Origin of the sequence: Lichenicola cladoniae, from assembly GCF_013201075.1 — a bacterium.
Taxonomy (GTDB): Bacteria; Pseudomonadota; Alphaproteobacteria; order Acetobacterales; family Acetobacteraceae; genus Lichenicola; species Lichenicola cladoniae.
This window is the reverse complement of the sequence record NZ_CP053708.1, coordinates 1,021,729-1,043,187: the sequence shown is the minus strand read 5'-3', so window position 1 is coordinate 1,043,187 and position 21,459 is coordinate 1,021,729. Positions and strand designations below refer to the sequence as shown.

Annotated in this window: 18 protein-coding genes; 5 read left to right on the top strand and 13 right to left on the bottom strand. The window is 66.1% G+C overall.

What is annotated here, in order from left to right:
* Nucleotides 1–2 precede the first annotated feature (2 nt).
* From purL to purB, 7 genes are all read right to left on the bottom strand, one after another.
* Nucleotides 3–2,207 (bottom strand): phosphoribosylformylglycinamidine synthase subunit PurL, encoded by a 2,205-nt coding sequence (gene purL / locus HN018_RS04705; RefSeq protein WP_171834426.1) that lies wholly within the window; start codon nt 2,205–2,207, stop codon nt 3–5.
* Nucleotides 2,204–2,887: a phosphoribosylformylglycinamidine synthase subunit PurQ gene (gene purQ, locus HN018_RS04700; protein ID WP_171834425.1), complete on the bottom strand. Its 684-nt coding sequence runs from the start codon at nt 2,885–2,887 to the stop codon at nt 2,204–2,206. The genes purL and purQ overlap by 4 nt, the downstream gene beginning before the upstream one ends.
* On the bottom strand, nt 2,887–3,285 hold the full coding sequence (locus tag HN018_RS04695) for a Rap1a/Tai family immunity protein (protein WP_171834424.1): 399 nt from the start codon (nt 3,283–3,285) through the stop codon (nt 2,887–2,889). Before HN018_RS04695 ends, purQ begins: the two co-directional genes overlap by 1 nt.
* On the bottom strand, nt 3,282–3,524 hold the full coding sequence (gene purS / locus HN018_RS04690; protein WP_171834423.1) for a phosphoribosylformylglycinamidine synthase subunit PurS: 243 nt from the start codon (nt 3,522–3,524) through the stop codon (nt 3,282–3,284). The genes HN018_RS04695 and purS overlap by 4 nt, the downstream gene beginning before the upstream one ends.
* A 64-nt stretch (nt 3,525–3,588) precedes the next feature.
* The gene (gene purC, locus HN018_RS04685) at nt 3,589–4,353 is read right to left on the bottom strand and encodes a phosphoribosylaminoimidazolesuccinocarboxamide synthase (RefSeq protein ID WP_171834422.1); all 765 of its coding nucleotides are present in this window, start codon (nt 4,351–4,353) and stop codon (nt 3,589–3,591) included.
* Nucleotides 4,354–4,461: 108 nt separating this feature from the next.
* Nucleotides 4,462–5,199 (bottom strand): NRDE family protein, encoded by a 738-nt coding sequence (locus tag HN018_RS04680; protein WP_171834421.1) that lies wholly within the window; start codon nt 5,197–5,199, stop codon nt 4,462–4,464.
* A gap of 436 nt (nt 5,200–5,635) precedes the next feature.
* A complete protein-coding gene (gene purB, locus HN018_RS04675) occupies nt 5,636–6,988 on the bottom strand; it encodes an adenylosuccinate lyase (RefSeq protein WP_171834420.1) in 1,353 nt (450 codons plus the stop codon).
* Between the two features lie 103 nt (nt 6,989–7,091).
* On the opposite strand from purB, the gene HN018_RS04670 reads away from it, so the two are divergent.
* Nucleotides 7,092–7,706, top strand: coding sequence for a YjbE family putative metal transport protein (locus HN018_RS04670; RefSeq protein ID WP_171834419.1), 615 nt, complete (start codon nt 7,092–7,094; stop codon nt 7,704–7,706).
* A 39-nt stretch (nt 7,707–7,745) separates the two neighbouring features.
* Here the strand turns inward: HN018_RS04670 and ggt are convergent, their stop codons facing one another.
* The 3 genes from ggt to HN018_RS04655 all read right to left on the bottom strand — a co-directional run bounded on the left by ggt (nt 7,746) and on the right by HN018_RS04655 (nt 11,854).
* Nucleotides 7,746–9,596, bottom strand: coding sequence for a gamma-glutamyltransferase (ggt, locus tag HN018_RS04665; protein ID WP_171834418.1), 1,851 nt, complete (start codon nt 9,594–9,596; stop codon nt 7,746–7,748).
* Nucleotides 9,593–10,402, bottom strand: a complete 810-nt coding sequence (gene map / locus HN018_RS04660) for a type I methionyl aminopeptidase (protein ID WP_171834417.1) — start codon at nt 10,400–10,402, stop codon at nt 9,593–9,595. The genes ggt and map overlap by 4 nt, the downstream gene beginning before the upstream one ends.
* Before the next feature lie 249 nt (nt 10,403–10,651).
* Nucleotides 10,652–11,854 carry a D-alanyl-D-alanine carboxypeptidase family protein gene (locus HN018_RS04655; protein WP_171834416.1) on the bottom strand — a complete coding sequence of 401 codons (1,203 nt, stop codon included), beginning with the start codon at nt 11,852–11,854 and terminating at the stop codon, nt 10,652–10,654.
* Nucleotides 11,855–12,170: 316 nt separating this feature from the next.
* On the opposite strand from HN018_RS04655, the gene clpS reads away from it, so the two are divergent.
* Nucleotides 12,171–12,515, top strand: coding sequence for an ATP-dependent Clp protease adapter ClpS (gene clpS / locus HN018_RS04650; protein ID WP_456307005.1), 345 nt, complete (start codon nt 12,171–12,173; stop codon nt 12,513–12,515).
* Nucleotides 12,516–12,788: 273 nt separating this feature from the next.
* Nucleotides 12,789–15,143: an ATP-dependent Clp protease ATP-binding subunit ClpA gene (clpA, locus tag HN018_RS04645; protein WP_171834415.1), complete on the top strand. Its 2,355-nt coding sequence runs from the start codon at nt 12,789–12,791 to the stop codon at nt 15,141–15,143.
* A 46-nt stretch (nt 15,144–15,189) separates the two neighbouring features.
* Here clpA and HN018_RS04640 read toward each other — a convergent pair whose 3' ends face one another.
* Nucleotides 15,190–16,080, bottom strand: coding sequence for an alpha/beta hydrolase (locus HN018_RS04640; protein ID WP_171834414.1), 891 nt, complete (start codon nt 16,078–16,080; stop codon nt 15,190–15,192).
* A gap of 160 nt (nt 16,081–16,240) precedes the next feature.
* Here HN018_RS04640 and HN018_RS04635 point away from each other — a divergent pair, with 160 nt between their 5' ends.
* Nucleotides 16,241–17,563 carry an APC family permease gene (locus HN018_RS04635; RefSeq protein ID WP_171834413.1) on the top strand — a complete coding sequence of 441 codons (1,323 nt, stop codon included), beginning with the start codon at nt 16,241–16,243 and terminating at the stop codon, nt 17,561–17,563.
* Nucleotides 17,564–17,573: 10 nt separating this feature from the next.
* Here HN018_RS04635 and HN018_RS04630 read toward each other — a convergent pair whose 3' ends face one another.
* A complete protein-coding gene (locus HN018_RS04630) occupies nt 17,574–18,164 on the bottom strand; it encodes a cytochrome b (RefSeq protein WP_171834412.1) in 591 nt (196 codons plus the stop codon).
* Between the two features lie 134 nt (nt 18,165–18,298).
* Here HN018_RS04630 and HN018_RS04625 point away from each other — a divergent pair, with 134 nt between their 5' ends.
* Entirely contained in the window at nt 18,299–19,714 is a 1,416-nt protein-coding gene (locus tag HN018_RS04625) for a glycosyltransferase family 2 protein (protein WP_171834411.1), read from the top strand.
* An 853-nt stretch (nt 19,715–20,567) separates the two neighbouring features.
* On the opposite strand, the gene HN018_RS04620 is transcribed toward HN018_RS04625, so the two are convergent.
* A complete protein-coding gene (locus tag HN018_RS04620) occupies nt 20,568–21,458 on the bottom strand; it encodes a polyphosphate kinase 2 family protein (RefSeq protein WP_171834410.1) in 891 nt (296 codons plus the stop codon).
* Nucleotide 21,459 lies beyond the last annotated feature (1 nt).

Here is a 21,459-nt window from a genome sequence, read left to right as displayed (position 1 = left end):
AATCACCGGTCCATCAGGGCGGGGAAGAATGCCTGATGGGTGGTGCGAAGCCTTGCCAGCGATATTGTGGCGCCGCTGGGCAAAGTCAAACCGTCGCCGCCGGATCGGCCGAGCAACCGGCCCTCGATGCCACCCCGGCGAGCCGCCTCGATCAGCGCATCGCCGTCGGCGACCGCCAGCACGTAGCGGCCCTGGTCCTCACCGAACCAGAAGGCGCAGGGCGGCATGCCCGACTGCGGCACGTCCAGCTTGACGCCGGTGCCGCCTGCCATCGCCATCTCCGCGAGGCCGACCAGCAGCCCGCCATCGGACAGGTCGTGGCAGGCGACGACCTGTCCGGCGAGGATGCGGGCACGCACGAAGTCGCCGGTACGGCGTTCGGCAACCAGGTCGAGCGGCGGTGGCGGACCCGCTTCGCGTCCATGGATCTCGCGCAGCCAGAGCGATTGGCCCAATGCCCCCTCGGTGCGACCGAGCAGCACCACGTCGAGGTCGGGCTTCAGGCCGAGGCCGATCGCCTGACCAGCATCCTCGAGCACCCCGAGACCGCCGATCGCCGGGGTCGGCAGGATCGCGATGGTGGAGCCGTCCGGGGCACGGGTCTCGTTGTAGAGCGAGACGTTGCCGCTCACGACCGGGAAATCGAGCGCCCGGCAGGCCTCACCCATGCCGGCGATCGCATCAGCGAACTGGCCCATCACCTCGGGCTTCTCGGGATTGCCGAAATTGAGGTTGTCGGTCACCGCGAGCGGACGGGCGCCGACCGCGGTCAAGTTGCGCCAGGCCTCCACCACCGCCTGCGCGCCACCGAGCCTGGCATCGGCCGCGACATAGCGCGGCGTGCAGTCGGTGGTCAGGGCGATCCCGATCGTGGTGCCTTCGACCTGAACCACGGCGGCATCGGCGGCACCGGGACGCCGGACGGTCTGGCCGCCAACTGTGCTGTCGTACTGGTCCCAGACCCAGGCGCGCGACGCGATGTCCGGGCAGCCGATCAGCCGGATCAGCGCATCCTCGATGCCGATCGGATCCGAAAGCACGCCGAGCGGTTCGGGTGGCGGGCTCGGCGCGGTCGGGCGGTTATAGAGCGGTGCCTCGTCGGCGAGCGGCGCCAGCGCGATATCGGCTTCGACCACGCCCTGGTGCCGGACGACGATACGCCCGGTATCGGTCAGGTGGCCGATGATCGCGAAATCGAGTTCCCACTTGTCGAAGATCGCCCGTGCGATGTCGGTCCGGTCGGGCCGGATCACGATCAGCATGCGCTCCTGGCTCTCGGACAGCATCATCTCGTAGGCCGACATGCCGGTCTCGCGCTGGGGCACCTGGTCCAGGTCCAGATCGATGCCGACCCCGCCCTTGCCTGCCATCTCGACCGAGGACGAGGTGAGTCCGGCCGCACCCATGTCCTGGATCGCGACGATCGCGTCGGTCGCCATCAGCTCCAGGCAGGCCTCGATCAGCAGCTTCTCGACGAACGGGTCGCCGACCTGCACCGTCGGGCGCTTGGACTCGGCGTCCTCGGCAAACTCGGCGGAGGCCATGGTGGCGCCATGAATGCCGTCGCGGCCGGTACGGCTGCCGACATAGATCACCGGATTACCGATGCCGGCGGCGGCGGACAGGAAGATCCGGTCCTGCCGTGCGACGCCGACGGTCATCGCATTGACGAGCGGGTTGCCGTCGTAGGAGGGGTGGAAGTTGATCTCGCCACCGACGGTCGGCACACCGACGCAATTGCCGTAGCCGCCGATCCCGCGCACCACGCCATCGACGATGCGACGGGTGTTCGGGTTCTCCGGACTGCCGAAGCGGAGCGCGTTCAGGTTGGCGATCGGCCGCGCACCCATGGTGAACACGTCGCGCAGGATGCCGCCGACACCGGTCGCCGCACCCTGGAACGGCTCGATGAAGCTCGGATGGTTGTGGCTCTCCATCTTGAAGATGGCAGCCAAGCCCTGGCCGATGTCGACCACGCCGGCATTCTCGCCCGGTCCGTGGATCACCCACGGTGCGGTGGTCGGCAATGTTTTCAGCCAGACGCGGGACGATTTGTAGGAGCAGTGCTCGGACCACATGACCGAAAAGATGCCGAGCTCGGTGAAGCTCGGCGTGCGGCCCATGATGGCCAGCACCCGGCCGTATTCCTCGGCGGTCAGGCCGAATTCGCGAGCCAGCCCCTGATCGACGATGCGCGGCGCGCTCATTGGACGAATGCCTCGACCAGGCCGTCGAACAATGGCCTGCCGTCGATCCCGCCCATCAGCGGATCGACCAGATCCTCCGGATGCGGCATCAGGCCACAAACCCGAAGGTTCTGGCTGAACACGCCGGCGATCGATCGTGCACTGCCGTTCGGGTTGCGCTCCGAGCCATCGGCGTCGGCATAGCGGAAAGCGACCAGGCCCTCCCCTTCGAGGCGGTCCAGCGTGTCCATATCCGCGGCATAGTTGCCGTCGCCATGCGCCAGCGGTGCGCGAAACAGGTCGCCCTTCCGCCAGCCGCGCGTGAATGCGGTGTTGCCCCGTTCCACACGCAGAATGCAGTCATGCGACAGGAAGCGCATCCCGGAATTGCGCAGCAGCGCGCCAGGCAGCATCTGCGCCTCGGTCAGGATCTGGAAGCCGTTGCAGACGCCGAGCACATGACCGCCCGCGGCCGCGAACGCACGGACCGCGGTCATGATCGGCGCATGCGCCGCCATCGCGCCGGAGCGCAGATAGTCGCCATGGCTGAACCCACCCGGCAACACGACCAGATCAAGCGACGGCAGCTCGGTGTCCCGGTGCCAGAGCATGATCGGTGCACGTCCGGAGGCGGCCTTCAGCGCGATCGCCATGTCGCGCTCCCGGTTGGTGCCGGGAAAAACGACGATACCGGCCTTCATTATTTGCCCGCACCCGCATGGCATGGATACAGGTCGAGGAGGGCGTCGTGCACGGCAGGACCGACATCGCCCTTCAGTCTGTCGGTATGCGACGACAGCCAGCCCAGCACCTTGGAGCGCAGGGCGGCACCGGGGGTCGGCGGAACGCAGATCGCCGGGACCACCAGAGGCTTGCCATCCGCGCCCTTGCCGACGCTGCTTTCGCTCAGCGTCACGCCATCGGACAGGCCGCTGATATAGGCGTCGCACACGGTCTGGCCGCCGCGTGACTGGCAGGCCTGGAAGAACTTGGATGCCTGCATGGCGGTCAGCCGCTGCGCGTGGGCGCCGGTGGTGTTGCCTGCAATGCCGGCGAACCCGATCGCGCCCAGCAGCAGCGTCGTACGGAGCTTGTTCATCCGACTACCTCGGTGGTGAAGGTTTCGATCACCAGATTGGCCAGCAGCTTGCGGCCCATCTGGTCTGCCTGCGCCTTGGCGAGCGCAGGGTCGGTCTCGTCCAGGTCGAGTTCGATCACGCGACCGGCCCGGACCATGCCGACATTGGGAAATCCGAGCGTATGCAGCGCATGCCCGATCGCCTTGCCCGGCGGATCCAGGACCCCGTCCTTGAGCATGACGGTGACGCGAACCTTCACTGCATGACCTCGATTACCTTGAAGAGGTCGGTCATTGCATGACCAAACACGTTGAAGAGGTCGGTCATTGCATGACCTCGGGACCCTTCATGTCGTTGTTGCCCGCTTCGGGAAGGATGCCCAGGCGCTTGGCAACCTCCTGATAGGCCTCCTCGACGCGGCCCATGTCCCGGCGGAAGCGGTCCTTGTCCAGCTTCTCGCTGGTCTTGGTGTCCCACAGGCGGCAATTGTCGGGGCTGATCTCGTCGGCCAGGACGAGACGCATGTCCTCGTTCTCCCAGAGCCGGCCGAACTCCAGCTTGAAGTCGACCAGGGTGATGCCGACGCCCAGGAACAGCCCGGTCAGGAAGTCGTTGATACGCAGCGCGAGCGCCACGATGTCGTCCATGTCGGCGGTCGAGGCCCATCCGAACGCGGTGATATGTTCCTCGGCAACCATCGGGTCGTTCAGGCTGTCGTTCTTGTAGTAATATTCGAGGATCGAGCGCGGCAGGCGCGTACCCTCGGGAATGCCGAGTCGCTTGCTGAGACTGCCGGCGGCAACGTTGCGCACCACGACCTCGAGCGGAATGATCTCGACTTCGCGGATGAGCTGCTCGCGCATGTTCAGGCGGCGCACGAAATGGGTCGGCACGCCGATATCGTGCAGGCGGAGCATCAGATGCTCGCTGATCCGGTTGTTCAGCACACCCTTGCCGGTGATGATGCCCTTCTTGGCGCCGTTGCCCGCGGTCGCGTCGTCCTTGAAATACTGGACCAGCGTGCCCGGTTCCGGACCCTCGAAGAGGATCTTGGCTTTTCCTTCGTAGAGCTGTCGGCGGCGGGCCATGACTGTCCTTATACGGTCTGGACGCGCCTGCTCAGGCGGTGCGGGCGCGGTATAGCAGCGTCGGAGACGCGATGATACAGCCGCATCTTTGCAGCCGCCTCGGCCGATTCAGGCGAACTGCGCGAACGAGATCGACTCGAAGGAGTTCCGGTCCGGAGGGCCTGCGGCGAACATCCAGTTGGCGACGGTACCGCGGTCGGCCGGCAACCCGATCAGCGAGGCGTTGCTGGTGCCGAACCCCGAGCGAGGCGGGATATTGAGCTCGCTGCCGGCCGGCAGGGATCGATCGGAGAGCAGTCCGGTCCAACTGCCCCAGTCGGGTGGCACCGGCCGTGCAGCCGCCTGGAACCGTGGCAGGTGGCGGGCGATCCTCGGAATCGTCATGTCATCGGGGCCGGCCGTCGCGACCATGTGTAGTCCGGGTTCGAGGGGCGTGATCTCGGGATGACCATAACCAAGGCCACACAGGTAGTAGGCCCGGTCGCGGTCGGCGATGATCATGTTGTACGAGCGGTAGCGACCGGCATCCGTCGCTGCGATCGCCTCGGCTGCCGATTCGGCGGTTGGTTCGGCAACCGCGAACAGCGGCAACTCGCCACGCGAACGCTTGCCCGGAGCCGGGCCGAGGCTGCCCACGCGATTCAGAACTGCGGCAACCACGCCGGTATCGCCGATCGCCAGCCAGGTACCGCCGCCCGCTACATCCCGTGGCCCGAGTGTATTGGGATAGTCGGGCCAGTAGCGCCCAGGCAGCTCCCAAGGTCGGTCGAGCCGTTCATCACGGTTGGCGGCGAGAAGCAACGGCCACGCTTCGCCGGGGGTCGTCGAGATAATGACAGTGCACACGATGAACGGAACCTGAACCCAGCAGCTACGGACTGCGGCCTGAACACGATTAATGCCGCACTGCGACATGGACGCTATAGGCTGTCAATGGCACAGCCTGCGAGGCGATCCTGCCTGCGCGGCCATCAGCCCCGGTCGTCCGCATCGATCCCGACCCTGCCAGCGACGGATCGAATCCCGACAAGTCGTGCACCGAAGACGCACGCCGGCGGCGGCTCGGGCGACCAGAGAGAGAGCAGATTGCTACCTCGGGTTGCAGCCGGCTTCAAGGCCACGGCCTGGGGACCGTCTCGCATCAGGCGTTGGGCCGGCGGTACTGATCCGGACCCGACGAGTCGTCTGGGGTCAGCGACGCTTTCGCCGGTGCGCCGCCGGACGCGCTTCGAGGCGGGAAGCTGTCCTGACCGGACGACAGCTCCGCCGCCACCGACCGGCGTCAGGCGACGACCGGGCCGGGTTCGCCGAACACGCGGTTGAAGCTCGCATCGAGCGCCGACAGATGGCGCATCGCGTTGGTGGCGCGGTCGAGCAGGTCCGGCGAAACCCGTCCGACGACCTCCGGATCGGCGTCCAGGTTCTGCCTGAAGCTGCGTGACCCGTCGGTTCCGAGCGTGGTCCACGTGGCCATCGCGTTGCGCTGCACGATCCGGTAGGCATCCTCACGCGAGATGCCCGCCCGTGCCAGTTCCAGCAGCACCTCGCCCGAATGCACCACACCGCCGAGGCTCTCAAGATTGGTGAGCATCTGCTCGGGATAGATCACCAGCTTCTCCATCATCCCGGCCAGCCGGAATAATGCGAAATCCAGCCCGAGCGTCGCGTCCGGACCGATATTGCGCTCGACCGACGAGTGGCTGATGTCGCGCTCGTGCCACAGCGCCACGTTCTCCAGTGCTGGCACCACATGGCTGCGCACCAGCCGAGCGAGGCCGGTCAGGTTCTCCGACAGCACCGGGTTGCGCTTGTGCGGCATCGCCGAACTGCCCTTCTGGCCGGGATGGAAGAACTCCTCGACCTCGCGCACTTCGGAGCGCTGCAGGTGCCGGACCTCGACCGCCAGCCGCTCGATCCCGCTGGCAATGACCGCCAGCGTGCAGAAGAACGCCGCATGCCGGTCGCGCGGGATCACCTGGGTCGAAACCGGTTCCGGAATCAGGCCGAGGCGGTCGGCCACGAACTCCTCCACCCGCGGATCGACATGGGCGAATGTCCCGACCGCGCCGGAGATCGCGCAGGTGGCGATCTCGGCCCGGGCCACGAGCAGCCGCTCACGGTTGCGCGCGAACTCGGCGTAATGCCCGGCAAGCTTCAGGCCGAAGCTGGTCGGCTCGGCATGGATGGCGTGGCTGCGGCCAATGGTGAGGGTGTGCTTGTGCTCGAACGCACGCCGCTTCAGCGCGGCCAGCACCGCATCGACATCCTCCAGCAGCAGGTCGGCCGCCTGGGTCAGCTGGACCGCAAAGCAGGTGTCCAGCACGTCCGACGAGGTCATGCCGAGATGCACGAACCGGCTCTCGGGCCCAATCTTTTCGGCAAGCCAGGTCAGGAAGGCGATGACGTCGTGACGGGTCTCGGCCTCGATCGCGTCGATCCGGGCCAGATCCTCGTCCGAGAAGGCGGCGAGCGCTGCGTCGCCTCTGGTGCGGATGTCGCGGGCGGCCTGCTCGGGCACCTCGCCCAGCCGGGCCATGCCTTCGGCCGCAAGCGCCTCGATCTCGAACCAGATGCGGTACCGGTTGGCGGGCGCCCAGATCGCGGCCATCGCCGGGCGAGTGTAGCGTGGGACCATGAGGACACCTTGTTGCTGTAAAATGTCAGCGCTTATGCTGCCGTGGGAATGGCTTTAAGCACGTCCGCTGCCGCTTTAGCAGGCACGAACGCTCGGAGTGCCTATGCCGATCCCGCATCACCTGCTGCCGCAACTGCTCGACCTGCTGCAGGTCCTGGTCATCGACGTCACCCTGGCCGGCGACAATGCGGTGGTTGTCGGGCTGGCGGTGATGGGGTTGCCGCCGCGCCAGCGGAAGCGCGCGATGCTGTTCGGGATCGCCGCAGCCACGGTGATCCGCATTGCCCTGGCGACCGTTGCGATGAAGCTGCTGGCGATCGTCGGGCTGATGCTGGCCGGCGGGTTGCTGCTGCTCTGGGTGTGCTGGCGCATGTACCGGGAGTTGCGCAGCCAGATCCGCGCAGGCCACGATCCCGCTGCCGTCGAGCGGATCGTGCCGGGTGCGATGCGCCGGGCCATCGTGCGGATCGTTCTCGCCGACCTGTCGATGAGCCTGGACAACGTGCTCGCCGTGGCGGGAGCCGCCGGCCAGCATGTCTGGGTGCTGGTGACCGGCCTGGCGGTCTCGGTGCTCCTGATGGGAGCGGCGGCGACCATCGTGGCGAAGTTGCTGGAACGGTATCGGTGGATCGCCTGGATCGGGCTGCTGATCGTTCTCGGCGTCTCGGTCGAGCTGATCTTCAAGGGCAGCCACGAGGTGCTGAACCACATGACTTAAACAAATGCGGCTCCGGTACGCGACCGGAACCGCACCGTCTTAGTAGCCGACCGCGGCCCCGCCCGGATGACGGAGATCGAGGCCGCCGTAGTAGCCCGTCGGTGTGCCGATCGAGCCTGCCTGGCTCAGGGACGGACCGCCGACCAGGATACCTTCGGCAGCACCCCAGTTCTCGTGCGGCTTGATCGTGTAGCCCATGGCCTGGAGCTTGCTCACCACGTCGGGCGAGAGTGCGCCGGCCTCGGCCTCGATCGCGTCCGGCGTCCACTGCTCGTGGATCCGCGGCATGTTTACGGCGTCGGCGATGGTCTGGCCGCCATCCACCACCGCCAGGATCGCTTCCAGCGTGATGGTCGGGATGCGCGAACCGCCCGGGCTGCCGATGACCATCACCACCTTGCCGTTTCTGGACAGGATGGTGGGCGACATCGACGACAGAGGCGTCTTGCCGGGTGCAACCGCGTTCGCCTTCGACCCGACCAGCCCATACATATTGGGAGAGCCCGGCTTGGTGGAGAAATCGTCCATCTCGTCGTTCATCATGACGCCGGTCCGGCCGGCGACGACCTTCGCGCCGAACCAGCCGTTCAGCGTGTAGGTCATCGATATCGCCCTGCCCTGCCGGTCGATGATCGAGAAGTGGGTCGTCTCGGCTTTCTCGGCCGGCTTGGCCCCGACTGGCTGGGCATCGAGCGGAACCAGTGCGGCCGAGGGCGTCGCGTGGTCGGTCGGCGTGTCCTTCCGGATCTCTGCCGCATAGGCGGGGTCGATCAGCCGGGCCACGGGATCGGTCACGAATGCCGGGTCGCCCAAATTCTGGCGGTCGGCGTAGGCGCGCCGCATGGCCTCGACCTGCCGCTGTACGCCGGCCACGCTGCGCAGCCCGAGACCGTGCAGATCGTCCCCGTCCAGGATGTTGAGGATCTCGCAGATCGCAACGCCGCCACCGCTCGGGGGCGGTGCGGTATCGACCGTATAGCCGCGATAGGTGCAGGTAATCGGGGCCATGGTACGGGTGTGGTAGCCGGTCAGGTCGGCCTGTTCGATGATGCCGCTACCCTTACGGCTGGCCGCCACGATTTCGGCGGCGATCGGACCGCGATAGAAGGCGGTCGCCCCGTGCGCGCTGATCTGCTCGAGGGTGTGCGCCAGGTCGGCCTGCACCAGCCTGTCGCCGACCTGGTACGGCGTGCCGTCCGGATGCAGGAAGATGCGTGCGGCATCGGGGTCGCGGGCAAATCCCGCGGTGCCGGTGTGCAGCAGCATCACGTCGCCGGCGCCGAGCACGTAGCCATCCCGCGCCAGCCTGATCGCCGGCGCCATGACCACGGCGCGTTTCAGGTGACCCCAGCGTGTCAGTGCCTCGTCCATGCCGGCGACGGTTCCGGGTACGGCGACGGCCTTCCACCCGTTCTCGGACAGGCCGGGTACGACGTTGCCGCTGGGGTCCTGGTACATCGTCTCGGTGGCAGCCAGCGGTGCATGCTCGCGGAAATCGAGGAACAGCGCGGTTCCATCGGGCTGGCGCAGGGTCATGAACCCGCCGCCGCCGAGATTGCCCGCGGCCGGATAGACGACGGCGAGCGCATAGGCGACCGCGACCGCCGCATCGACCGCATTGCCACCCTGGGCCAGGATCTTCGCCCCGACCTGCGATGCAAGCGCGTGCGCCGTCACCACCATTCCATGCGTGCCGAACATGGAGACCGGATGCCCAGCGTGCGAGGCCGGGCCGAATGCGAGCGGATCCGGGGCACCTTCCCAGCCTCCTGCCTTGACCGTGGCAGGAGCGCCTGCCGGTCTCCCGGACTGGGCCAGGGCCGGCAGGATCGGCGATATCGCCAGAGACGCAGCCAGCGCGACTGCGAGGGAAACGGACGAGCGCGTCATGCAGCGTCCGCGTATGGCGGCTTGTTCAGGCCCGCAGGCGACAGGGTGAATATCTCGCAGCCCTCCTCGGTCACGCCGATCATATGCTCGAATTGTGCCGAAAGGCTGCGGTCGCGGGTCACCGCTGTCCAGCCGTCATCGAGCACCTTCACGTCCGGCCGGCCGGCATTGACCATTGGCTCGACGGTGAAGAACATGCCCGGGCGAATGATCGGACCCTCGCCCGACCGGCCGAAATGCAGGATGTTGGGAGGCTCGTGGAACTGCCGGCCGATGCCGTGGCCGCAGAAATCGCGCACCACCGAGAAGCGCTGGGCTTCGACATAAGCCTGGATGGTATGGCCGACGTCGCCGAGCGTCTTGCCGGGCTTCACCATGGCCAGCCCGCGCATCAGCGACTGGTAGGTCACGTCGATCAGCATGGCGGCCCGGCGGGAGACGGTACCGGCGGTGTACATCCGGCTGCTATCGCCGAACCAGCCATCCACGATCGAGGTGACGTCGATGTTCAGGACGTCGCCGTCCAGCAACCGGCGCTCGCCGGGGATGCCGTGGCAGACGACATGGTTGATCGAGATGCAGGACGATTTCGGATATCCGCGGTAGTTCAGGGTGGCCGGGATCGCGCCCCGTTCGAGCGTGTAGTCATGGATGATCCGGTCGAGTTCGCCGGTGGTCACTCCCACTCGGACATGCGGCGTGATCATGTCCAGCGTCTCGGCCGCGAGCCGGCCTGCGACGCGCATGCCTTCGAAATCCGCCTCGGAGTGGATGATTATCCGACGTCCGTCTGCTTCGCCGTCCATCGTGGTGCCTTCCCCTGGAGGCCGATCGCCAACGACCGTTCCTCCCATGTGCCTAGCCCGGAGCATCTCGACGGTTCCGCCGATGGAGCCGGGCCGGTTGGCCGGGACGACCCTTGGCAGCAACGTGCGATGCGACGGATTGGTGTTGGTTAAAGATGCGCGGCCAGGTTCGCACACGCAAGCCGAACCGGCATGCAGGAATTCGACTGGAGACTATCCCTCGACGGACCAGGGACGGGCCGGACTTGGTCAGCCCTTCTGGAAACGGCTCCGCGAGTGGGAGTGATGGCGCGGGGCAGCGGCGGTCGCTCCGGTCAGATGAACGCGGGCGCCGGTCAGGTGGACGCGCGGCCCGTGCCCCGCATGGCCGCCGGCGGCACCAGGAGCATGAGACGCCGCCATGCGCATGACCACGCGGCCACCCCGCAGGCGGACCATGTGGCGACCCGAATGCGCCCTGTGCACGACGGCAGTCGCGGGTCGATCGTCTCCGACGCTGTCGGCGGCGAGCATCAGCGGCGTCCGCCGGCCTCGGATGATCGGACGCGCCATGACCGGCACGCCTTCCTGCGCGAAGCCCTGATCGAGCAGGTCCGCCATGACGGCGCTGCGCTGCGGGTTGGTACGGGCACCCAGCACGACGCCGATCAGCCGGACGTTCCCATGCACTGCCGATGTCACCAGGTTGCGCCCGGCATCGACCGTGTAGCCGGTCTTGAGGCCGTCGGCGCCGGGGTAGATCTGGAGCATCGGGTCGTGATTCATGACTTCGCGGCCATGGAACATGAAGGCTGGCACCGAGAAGTAATGGTACTGGTCAGGGAAATCGAGAATTAGGTGGCGTGTCAGCGTCGCGAAATCGCGGGCGGTCGATACCTGCTCGGAGTCAGGCAGACCCGACGCGTTACGGAAGGTGGTGTTGCTCATGCCGAGCGACCGCGCCTTCTGGGTCATCATTTGCGCAAACTGCTGCTCGTCTCCCTGTGCCAGGAGTTCGCCCAGTGCGCAGGCGGCGTCGTTGGCCGACTTCGTGACCAGCCCGAGGATCGCCTGCTCGACGGTAACGTAGCTGCCAGGCACCAGATCGAGCTTCGACGGCTCCATCGATGCAGCATGGCTCGAAACCGGCACCGCCTGGTCGAGCGAGATGCGGTTCTGCCGCAACGCATCGAAGGCGAGATAAAGGGTCATCAGCTTAGTCAGACTGGCGGGATAGCGCTGCAGGTCCGGGTTCGATTGCTGCAGCACGGCGCCGGTGTTGGCGTCCATGATGAAGGTGCTCAACTGCCCGACATACTGCGCATGCGCCGCGTTAGGAGCTAGGGAGACGCCAAGAAAGACGACGCCGCACCAGATCGGAACGCCCGCAACCGCCGTGAGCAGCCGGGCTTTGATACCCACACGACCTCGCGCCTGACTGGACAGGCCATGATCCTTCGAACCTGGCGCCATCCGCACCCCCTCAACTACCGGTAGGCAATGGTATGGCTGCGCAAACCTTACGTCCAGATTAATTCGGCTCCAACAACAGGTTGGACATGATTGTTCTCAGGCTACTGCAACACCGGGTTGCAATTTGGGCCCAGACTACACCACACGCTGCCCCCGGCGTTTTCATCGAACCAGGGGCTTTCACCACAGCTTCGAGTTCCAATATGGTTCCTGGATGCGCTATGACCCTCGATTTTCGGTTTCCCATTCCGGGTTTCCGTCTCACCGCACGGTCCGGCGAGATGATTATACGCCACTGTACCCCGACGAGAGACCCATGGTTCCGAGGCTGATGAGCGACAGCGACAAGACCAATAATCCAGATTCCCCCAATGTAGGGGTCGTGGTGAAATCGCGCCCGAAGACGCGCAAGCCCGCCATGTACAAAGTGCTGATGCTGAACGACGACTACACGCCGATGGAATTCGTCGTGCATGTCCTGGAACGCTTCTTCCAGAAGTCGCGCGACGAGGCGACCCGGGTCATGATGCACGTCCACAAGCGGGGTGTCGGCGTCTGCGGCGTCTATACCTATGAGGTCGCGGAGACCAAGGTCACCCAGGTGATGGATCTCGCGCGCCAGAACCAGCATCCGCTCCAGTGCACGATCGAGAAGGACTGAGCAGCCGGCCCACCGGCCATTGCCGTCTGGCACCGTTTTTGCCGCTGCCTTCCGGCGGGGATGTAATCAGCGCGGTTCGCACCTATCTCGTGATACCGGCCCTCTCACGATTGCGGGCATCCACCCCATCTCAATGTCTCTACCGGTTTTTTACTGGCCTTCTGCAGAATTCCCTTCAAAGATGATCAGCGATCGCGTGGCATTGCGCGGTACTGAGTTGTCCCGGGGGTTGGCTGCAGTCTGCCTGGCCTGATCGGCGAAGGAGCGTCAACTATGCTGTCACGCAACCTCGAACAAACGCTGCACCGCGCCCTCTCCCTTGCAGGCGAGCGCCGCCATGAATACGCGACCCTCGAGCACCTGCTCCTCGGGCTGGTCGATGACGGGGATGCGGCGACCGTGCTCCGCGCCTGCGGCGTCGATCTCGACAAGCTGCGCGCCGACCTGACCGAATTCCTGGACAAGGATCTGGCTGGCCTCGCATCGGATCGCTCCAGCGAGCCGAAGCCGACCGCCGCCTTCCAGCGTGTCGTCCAGCGTGCCGCGATCCACGTGCAGTCGTCCGGACGCGACGAGGTCACCGGCGCCAATGTGCTGGTCGCCCTGTTCTCAGAGCGTGAAAGCCATGCCGTCTATTTCCTGCAGTTGCAGGACATGACGCGCCTGGATGCGGTCAACTTCATCAGCCACGGGATCGCCAAGGCACCCGGCCGCACCTCGCAGCGCCCGACCCAGGGGTCTGCCGGTGGCAACGGCGAGACACCGGAGGGCGAGCGCGAGGAGCGCGGCCGCGGTGGCGCCAAGCAGCAGGACGGGCTGTCGGCCTATTGCGTCAACCTCAATAAGAAGGCGCTGGCCGGCAAGATCGATCCGTTGATCGGTCGCGACCAGGAGATCGAGCGCACTATCCAAATCCTGTGCCGCCGCACCAAGAACAACCCGCTCTATGTCGGTGATCCCGGCGTCGGCAAGACCGCGATCGCCGAGGGCCTGGCCAAGCGCATCGTCGAGGGCGACGTGCCCGAGGTGCTGGCCAAGTCGACAATTTACGCGCTCGACATGGGCGCATTGCTGGCCGGCACCCGCTATCGCGGCGATTTCGAGGAGCGGCTGAAGGCGGTCGTCACCGAGCTCGAGGCCAATCCGGGCGGCATCCTGTTCATCGACGAGATCCACACCGTCATCGGTGCCGGTGCGACCTCGGGCGGTGCGATGGATGCGTCGAACCTGCTGAAGCCGGCGCTGGCCCAGGGCACGCTGCGCTGCATCGGCTCGACCACCTACAAGGAATTCCGCCAGCACTTCGAGAAGGACCGGGCCCTGGTCCGTCGCTTCCAGAAGATCGACGTGAACGAGCCCTCGGTCGAGGACGCGGTCAAGATCCTGCGCGGGCTCAAGACCAACTACGAGAAGCATCACAAGGTCCGCTACACCGACGAGGCGATCCGCGGTGCGGTCGAGCTGGCGGTGAAGTACATCCATGACCGCAAGCTGCCCGACAAGGCGATCGACGTGATCGACGAGGTCGGCGCCTCTCGGATGCTCCAGCCCGAGGGCAAGCGCCGCAAGGTCGTCACCCTGCGCGACGTCGAGGAGATGGTTGCCAAGATCGCCCGCGTCCCGCCCAAGAGCGTGTCCGCGGACGACAAGGAGACGCTGCGTTTCCTCGAGCGTGACCTGAAGTCGATGGTATTCGGCCAGGACCGGGCGATCGAGGCGTTGTCCGCCGCGATCAAGCTGTCCCGTGCAGGACTGCGCGAGGTCGAGAAGCCGATCGGCAACTACCTGTTCTCCGGTCCGACCGGCGTCGGAAAGACCGAGGTCGCCAAGCAGTTGGCCTCAACCCTCGGTATCGAGCTGATCCGCTTCGATATGAGCGAGTACATGGAGCGGCATTCGATCTCGCGGCTGATCGGTGCGCCACCGGGCTATGTCGGCTTCGACCAGGGCGGATTGCTGACCGACAGCATCGACCAGCATCCACATGCGGTACTGCTGCTCGACGAGATCGAGAAGGCACATCAGGATCTCTACAACATCCTGCTGCAGGTCATGGATCACGGGAAGCTCACCGACCATAACGGCAAGACGGTCGATTTCCGGAACGTCATCCTGATCATGACGACGAACGCGGGTGCGGCGGACCTGACGCGGGAGGCGATCGGCTTCGGCCGTGACAACCGCGCCGGCGAGGACGAGGAGGCAATCAAGCGCATCTTCACCCCCGAGTTCCGCAACCGTCTCGATGCGATCATCCCGTTTGCCGGCCTTACTCCGGAGATCGTCGGTCGCGTGGTGGAGAAGTTCGTGCTGCAGCTCGAGGCACAGCTCGCCGATCGCAACGTTACCATCGAGGTGTCGTCCTCGGCCAAGGAGTGGCTGGCGGAACGCGGCTACGACCGCCTGTATGGTGCCCGCCCGCTGGCGCGTGTCATCCAGGAGCACATCAAGAAGCCGCTCGCCGAGGAGCTGCTGTTCGGCAAGCTGGTGCATGGCGGCGCGGTCAATGTCGGCCTGAAGGATGGCAAGCTGGTGTTCGACTATATCGAAAACCCGCCGCCGGTCCTGCAGGAAGAAACCGATGGCGACGAGGGCGGCTCGGAACGCGAGTCCGAAACCGCCGACTGAAGGAAAGGCAGGGGCCAGACCGGTTCCTGCCTTTTTCCTGTCGAGCCTATCGGTTCGACAGCGTGCCGTGCAGGAAGTCGGCGGCTTCTTTCAGAGAGTCTGCTGACTCCGGCAACCCGAACATCTGCCAGACATGCGGTACGACCGGCCAGCTTCGCAGCGTGACGGACACCCCTGCGGCGCGGGCGCGGGCTGCGAGCCGCAGGCTGTCGTCCAGCAGAACCTCGTATGTCCCGACATGGATCAGCAGCGGCGGCAATCCGTGAAGGTCTCCGTAAAGCGGCGATGCAAGCGGATTGCGCGGGTCCGTTCCGGCAAGGTACGGCTCGGTCAGGCGCTCGATGCCGTGGCCGTCGAAGAATGCGTCCCGCCTGCGGTTGGTCTCCAACGTGGTGCCGGTGCCTGCCAGATCGGTCCAGGGCGAGAACAGGACGCAGGCTGCCGGCATCGCCTCGGCGGCATCCCGCAACGACAGCAACATCGCCAAAGCCAGCCCGCCGCCGGCGGAGTCTCCGGCCAGTGTGATGTCGGCAGCCGCGATGCCGCTGGCCACCAGTCCCCGAAAGGCCATGACCACATCGTCGACCGCCGCCGGAAACGGATGTTCCGGCGCCAGACGGTAGTCCGGCGCAAAGACGTTCAGGCCGCGGCTGGCGAAGGCGCCGGTGATCGGACGATGCGTCTGCGGCGAGCAGGCGAAATATCCGCCGCCATGAATGTAGAACAGGGTGCCGACCGATCTGCCCGCCGCCGGCCGTACCCATTCTCCCCGCACCGAACCGACCTCACCGGCCGAAACGATGGTTCCGGGCGGGACCCCTGGGCTGGCACGCGACATCATCGCCCGCGCCTTGAGCATGTCGGTATTCCGGCGGTTGTTGCGTTTGACCGACAGCTTGAGTGCCAGAACCATCAGGTGCGCCTGCCAACTCGCCATGCGAATGCTCCCGGGACATCGAATGCCTGATTACGGGCGCGCCACCGCTTAGTTCGATCCCGCATCCTCGCATAAACGGGCTGGATAGCGGTTCCATCAGTGTTTCGTTGCACTGCGGCCGGGCGACAGGCAGCCTCCGGGGCATGACAGCTTCGTCGACATGACGGCACCGATCGAGCGCGATGCCGTCCTGCGGCGGCATATCGGTGCGTTCGCGCTGTCGGCCGCGGTGGTGAACGGCGTGGTCGGCGCCGGCATCTTCGCGCTGCCGGCGGCGATGGCGGCGGCGGCTGGAGCACTGGCGCCGCTCGCCTATCTGGCGTGCGCGATGGCGATGAGTTTCGTCGTGGTCTGCTTCGCCGAGGCCGGCAGCCGGCTGCCGACCAGCGGCGGTGTCTATGGCACCGTCACCTTCGCGTTCGGCCCGCTGACCGGGTTCGTGTGCGGAATGCTGACCTGGACGGCCAGTGTGCTCGCCTGCGGCGGCATTGCCGGCGCGCTCGCGGACACGATCGGCACCGTCCTGCCGGGACTTTCCGCCGGGTTCGGCCGCGCCGCGGTGATCATCGTGTCGATCGGCGCGATCGCAATCGTCAATCTGCGCGGCGTGCGCAAGGCCGCCTGGATGGTGTCGGCCGCGACGCTGATCAAGCTGGTGCCGCTGGTACTGTTCGTGACGGTGGGTGGCGTGGTGCTTATGGCGGGGGTGGTGCCGACGCTCAGGCTGGATACCGTGCCCGCATCCGGGCTGGGCAAGGCGGTGATCCTCGGCGTGTTCGCCTTCAGCGGGATGGAGACGCCGCTTGCCGCCAGCGGCGAGGTCGCCGACGGACACCGCAACGTCCCGCGCGCGTTGTTCGGCGCGATGGGGTTCGTGCTGGTGCTGTATGTCGGTATCCAGCTCGTCGCGCAGTTCCTGCTCGGAGCCGACCTCACCAGCCAGACCGCGCCGCTGGCGGCAGCCGCGGCACGGATCGGTCCGGTGGCGCGCCTGGTGCTGGTGATCGGCGCCGGACTGTCCATGTTCGCGTGGATCGGCAGCGACATCCTGGGCGCCCCGCGCATCCTGTTCGCCTTCGCGCGCGACGGGCTGCTGCCGAGGGCGCTGGGCCGGGCGCATCCGCGCACGCACGCACCGGACATCGCCATCGTCGTCCATTCCGCGATCGCGGCGGGGCTGGCGCTGTCCGGCAGCTTCACCGGACTGGTGGTAGCCTCCACCCTGAACACCGCCGGGCTCTATTTCCTCGGCTGCGGTGCCGCCTGGGTCCTGCACCGGCGCGGAACGCAGATGATGGGCGTCCCGGTGAATTTCGCGGTGCTGCCGGCGGCCGCGCTGTGCGGCATGGTGGCGATGGTGCTGCTGGTGTGTCTGGCCCCGGCCGACGAGATCCTCGGGCTGGTCTCCGTGGTCCTCGTCAGCATGGCGCTCTACCTGGTGATGCGCCGGCTCGCAGACCGGAGCGGTACCGAGCCGTCCTGATGCGGCAGTCCTAGAAGCGTCGGTGCCTCCGGCTTCCCCACGCCGGCAGCATGCGTTTCAGGACCGGCTCGCGGTCGAACAACTGGTGTTTCAGGACACCGAGCAGGTGCAGCGCCAGCAGGACGTAGAGCCCATAGGCCAAGAGGCCATGGATCGAAAACCACACGGCATGGACGTGCTCCTTGGTCACCGGGTCCAGCGCCATGATCGGGCCGATGCGCGGCCATGGAACCAGCCCGAACAGCCGCAGCGGATGCGCCGCCGCATCCTTGAAGGCGGAATCATGAATCCAGCCGGTGAGCGGAAGCGCCAGGATCAGCCCGTAGAGCAGGATATGCGCACCGTGCGCGGCGGCACGTTCGGGACTCGAATACTCGGCCGGCAGTGGCGGCGGCCGGTGCGAGAAGCGCCAGAGCACCCGCAGCAGGGCGAGCCCGAGCACGGTGATGCCGATCGATTTGTGGGTGTCGATCGCCGGGCGGACCAGCGCATCGGGAAACCAGCCGATCGTCCAGACCAGGACCAGGTTGGCGATGACGAGAAGGGCGACGAGCCAATGCAGCGCCATCGCCGTGCGCGTATAGCGACCGGCCCGTATCATGCTCGGTTACCTTTCCTTGCGGCAGCCGTTTGCCGACCCGACCTAGAATGCCTTGGCCCCGAAGCCGGCGCAAAGAGCGAACTCCAGCGTGCTTCGGGCACGCGACGATGAACGAGCCTGGGATACGAGCCTGAATGACCACGCCGACCATTTCCGAGACGCTCGCCCGCCGGCGGCAGTCGATCTCGCCGCGGTTCAGCCCGCCGCCTACGCCGCTGGCCAGCATGCTGATCCATGGCGCGGTGCTGCTGCTCTGGGTGGCGCTGTTCTGGCGGGCATTCCAGGGCGGCGGCGTGTTCGCCTGGTCCGCGGGGCTCGTCTACATCGCCTACGACACGCTGCTGCTGTGCTTCGTGTTCCACCGGACGCTGGTGCTGGTGCGTCCACCGGCGATCACGACGAGATCGTCGGCAGCGCCGCCGACGACCACGGTGATCATCGCCGCCCATAACGAGGCGGAGGTCCTGCAGGCGACCCTGGCTTCGCTGTTCGCGCAGACCGGCCCGGCCGACATCATCCTGATCGCCGACGACGGCTCGGACGATGGCACCGCGACGCTGCTTGCCGATGCCTACGGGCTCGAGCCGATGCGGCCGGGCCAGTCCGCGGGAGGTGGTCGCTATCCGTCGTTGCGCTGGCTCAGGCTCCCGCATGGCGGCAAGGCGGCCTCGCTGAACATCGCGGTCAGCCTGGCCGAGACCGACCTGGTGCTGACCATCGACGCAGACACGCTGATCGACCCGTCTGCGCTGGCGGCGATGCGCGATGCCTTCGCCGCCGACCCGACGCTGGTGGCTGCCACCGGCGTTCTGACCCCGTTCTGCGGGCCGGGCCTGTCCGGCCGGGTGCTGCAATGGTTCCAGACCTACGAGTATGTCCGCAACTTCCTGTCCCGCTACGCCTGGGCGAGCGTGGACGGGCTGCTGCTGCTGTCCGGCGCGTTTGCGTGCTACCGGCGCGATGCGCTGCTGGCGGTCGGCGGCTTCGATCCGGAATGCCTGGTCGAGGATTACGAGCTGACCCACCGGCTGCGCGACCATGCGGTGCGGCAGGGGCTGGTCTGGCGCACTGCCGTCATCGGCGCGGCTCAGGGGCGTACCGAGGTGCCGGGAACGGTGCCGGTGTTCCTGCGGCAACGGCGCCGCTGGTTCGGCGGCTTCCTGCAGACACAGTACTGGTACCGCCACATGGTCGGCAACGGACGCTACGGCCGGCTCGGCACGATGATGCTGCCGGTGAAGGCGATCGACACGCTGCAGCCGCTCTATGGGCTGACCGGCGCGGTGCTGCTGGTGATCTATCTAGTGACCGGGCACCTGCACATCCTGCTGCCGGTCGCCTGCGTCATCGCGGCCAAGATCGTGTTCGACCTGGCATTCCATCTCTGGACGCTGCGGCTCTATCGGGGCTGGCTTGGACGTACCGGGTCGATCCGGCCCCTGCCCGCGATCCTGGCATCGCTGATCGAGCCGTTCAGCTTCCAGCTGTTGCGACATACCGGGGCCGCGCTGGGTTGGTGGTCGTTCCTGAGCCGGTCGCGGCGTTGGTAGGACAGCGACATGCCGGTCGCCCCGGTATGCCATGCGACGTATTGATACGGACAGTATGTCGCTAAGCCGGGTAGGTTACGAAGAGGAACGCGTCGCGAAACCACGCTTTCAAGCTCGAAAAGAATTTTACGTTATCGAGACAGTCAGTGCCGGTTACGATTATCGGCTGTTGAAGTTTGAACAGGGCCGGCAGGAAGTCGTAGCCGTAGCTGAACAACGATTTCGCCAGCTCGCCACTAGCCGGATGGATCGGGTGCGTGGGGAGCTTATCCGCCTTTAATGACTCTATCGAATTCACTGGTAGCAAGACTGAAGGCTCTTCCATCCTTCGCTGGATTCCTTGCGATCGGATGCGGTCTGTTTTGGCTCGCGCTCTCCGGACTATTACCGGTCTTTCGCGCCATAGAAGCACGGGCGCCGATGGTCGCGCTCGCTCCACGCGACGCACTCGGCCTGCCGCTTGCCGTGGCATTCTTTGCGCTGGCAGCGATGACGCTTTTCCCGGCGCCTGCAATCGGGCCGGAACGCCGGCAACGAAATCGTGGCAAACATTGCGGTCGACGGTTCGATGGACCGGCCTTGTGCCTCGCTGTAGCGGTGGCGGCGGCGGTGTGTTCGGTCGTTGCGTCTCCGGTCACCCAAATGTTCGTGCAGATGACAATATCAGCTCGCGGATACTTGCCTTGCGCGCCCGTACCGGGCGAGCGCCCGGCCTACAAGCGCTGGATCCGTGCTAGTACGAATCCAGCGCGCGGGCACTGTCCGTCGAAAGAGGAACGCCCGTCCTAAGCCGCCGTCCCGCGCGTCCCCCGATCGAGTGCGGCCGACATCGACTATTCAACGGATTTGAACCTCAGCCCTCCGCCTCCAGCTGCTTCTTCGCCTTTACCAGGTGCTCCTCATCGGATGGCGCCACGGTCGGGGCGAACAGCCCGAGCTTTTCCAGCGCATCGATCATCGCCTCGACGACAACCAGTCGCGCATACCATTTCTTGTCCCCCGGCACGACGATCCACGGCGCTTCGGGCAGCGCGGTGGCGGCGATCGCGTCCTCGTACGCCGACTGGTAGTCGTCCCAGAATTCGCGTTCGGCGAGGTCGCTGGCGCTGAACTTCCAGCGCTTGTCCGGATCATCGAGGCGCGCCAGGAATCGGGTGCGCTGTTCTTCCTTCGAGATATGCAGGAAGAATTTCAGGACGATCGTGCCCTGCCCGTCCAGGTAGCGCTCGAAGTTGCGGATGTCGCGATACCGGTGCTTCCAGAACTTCGACTTGCGACGCTCGTCGGGCAGGTCCTGCTTATCCAGCACCTGCGGATGCACGCGCGTGACCAGCACTTCCTCGTAATGGCTGCGATTGAAGATGCCGATGCGGCCGCGCGTCGGAACGGCATTATGGATCCGCCACAGGAAATCGTGACCGAGTTCGACCGGGCCCGGCTGCTTGAAAGAGGTCACGCTCACGCCCTGCGGGTTTATCCCCGACATGACGTGCTTGATGGTGCCGTCCTTGCCGCCGGCGTCCATCGCCTGGAACACCGCCAGCAATGCCCAGCGCCCGTTCGCGAACAATGCTTCCTGCAGCTCCGAGAGCCGCTCGACTCCCTGCTGCAGCAGCACCGTCGCTTCTTCCTCGCCGACATCGATGCCTTTGGTGTCGCCAGGATCGTGGTCGGACAGCGAGAACCCCTTCCCGTCCGTCACCCGGTAGCGTTTCAGGAGGTTGGCGCGGACATCCTCATGCATG

Coding starts and splice junctions, on each gene's coding strand:
- purL (WP_171834426.1), bottom strand. CDS start 2,207: ATGAGCGCGCCGCGCATCGTCGATCAGGGGCTGGCTCGCGAATTCGGC.
- purQ (WP_171834425.1), bottom strand. CDS start 2,887: ATGAAGGCCGGTATCGTCGTTTTTCCCGGCACCAACCGGGAGCGCGAC.
- HN018_RS04695 (WP_171834424.1), bottom strand. CDS start 3,285: ATGAACAAGCTCCGTACGACGCTGCTGCTGGGCGCGATCGGGTTCGCC.
- purC (WP_171834422.1), bottom strand. CDS start 4,353: ATGGCCCGCCGCCGACAGCTCTACGAAGGAAAAGCCAAGATCCTCTTC.
- purB (WP_171834420.1), bottom strand. CDS start 6,988: ATGGTCCCACGCTACACTCGCCCGGCGATGGCCGCGATCTGGGCGCCC.
- HN018_RS04670 (WP_171834419.1), top strand. CDS start 7,092: ATGCCGATCCCGCATCACCTGCTGCCGCAACTGCTCGACCTGCTGCAG.
- ggt (WP_171834418.1), bottom strand. CDS start 9,596: ATGACGCGCTCGTCCGTTTCCCTCGCAGTCGCGCTGGCTGCGTCTCTG.
- map (WP_171834417.1), bottom strand. CDS start 10,402: ATGGACGGCGAAGCAGACGGACGTCGGATAATCATCCACTCCGAGGCG.
- HN018_RS04655 (WP_171834416.1), bottom strand. CDS start 11,854: ATGGCGCCAGGTTCGAAGGATCATGGCCTGTCCAGTCAGGCGCGAGGT.
- clpS (WP_456307005.1), top strand. CDS start 12,171: ATGGTTCCGAGGCTGATGAGCGACAGCGACAAGACCAATAATCCAGAT.
- clpA (WP_171834415.1), top strand. CDS start 12,789: ATGCTGTCACGCAACCTCGAACAAACGCTGCACCGCGCCCTCTCCCTT.
- HN018_RS04640 (WP_171834414.1), bottom strand. CDS start 16,080: ATGGCGAGTTGGCAGGCGCACCTGATGGTTCTGGCACTCAAGCTGTCG.
- HN018_RS04635 (WP_171834413.1), top strand. CDS start 16,241: ATGACGGCACCGATCGAGCGCGATGCCGTCCTGCGGCGGCATATCGGT.
- HN018_RS04630 (WP_171834412.1), bottom strand. CDS start 18,164: ATGATACGGGCCGGTCGCTATACGCGCACGGCGATGGCGCTGCATTGG.
- HN018_RS04625 (WP_171834411.1), top strand. CDS start 18,299: ATGACCACGCCGACCATTTCCGAGACGCTCGCCCGCCGGCGGCAGTCG.
- HN018_RS04620 (WP_171834410.1), bottom strand. CDS start 21,458: ATGCATGAGGATGTCCGCGCCAACCTCCTGAAACGCTACCGGGTGACG.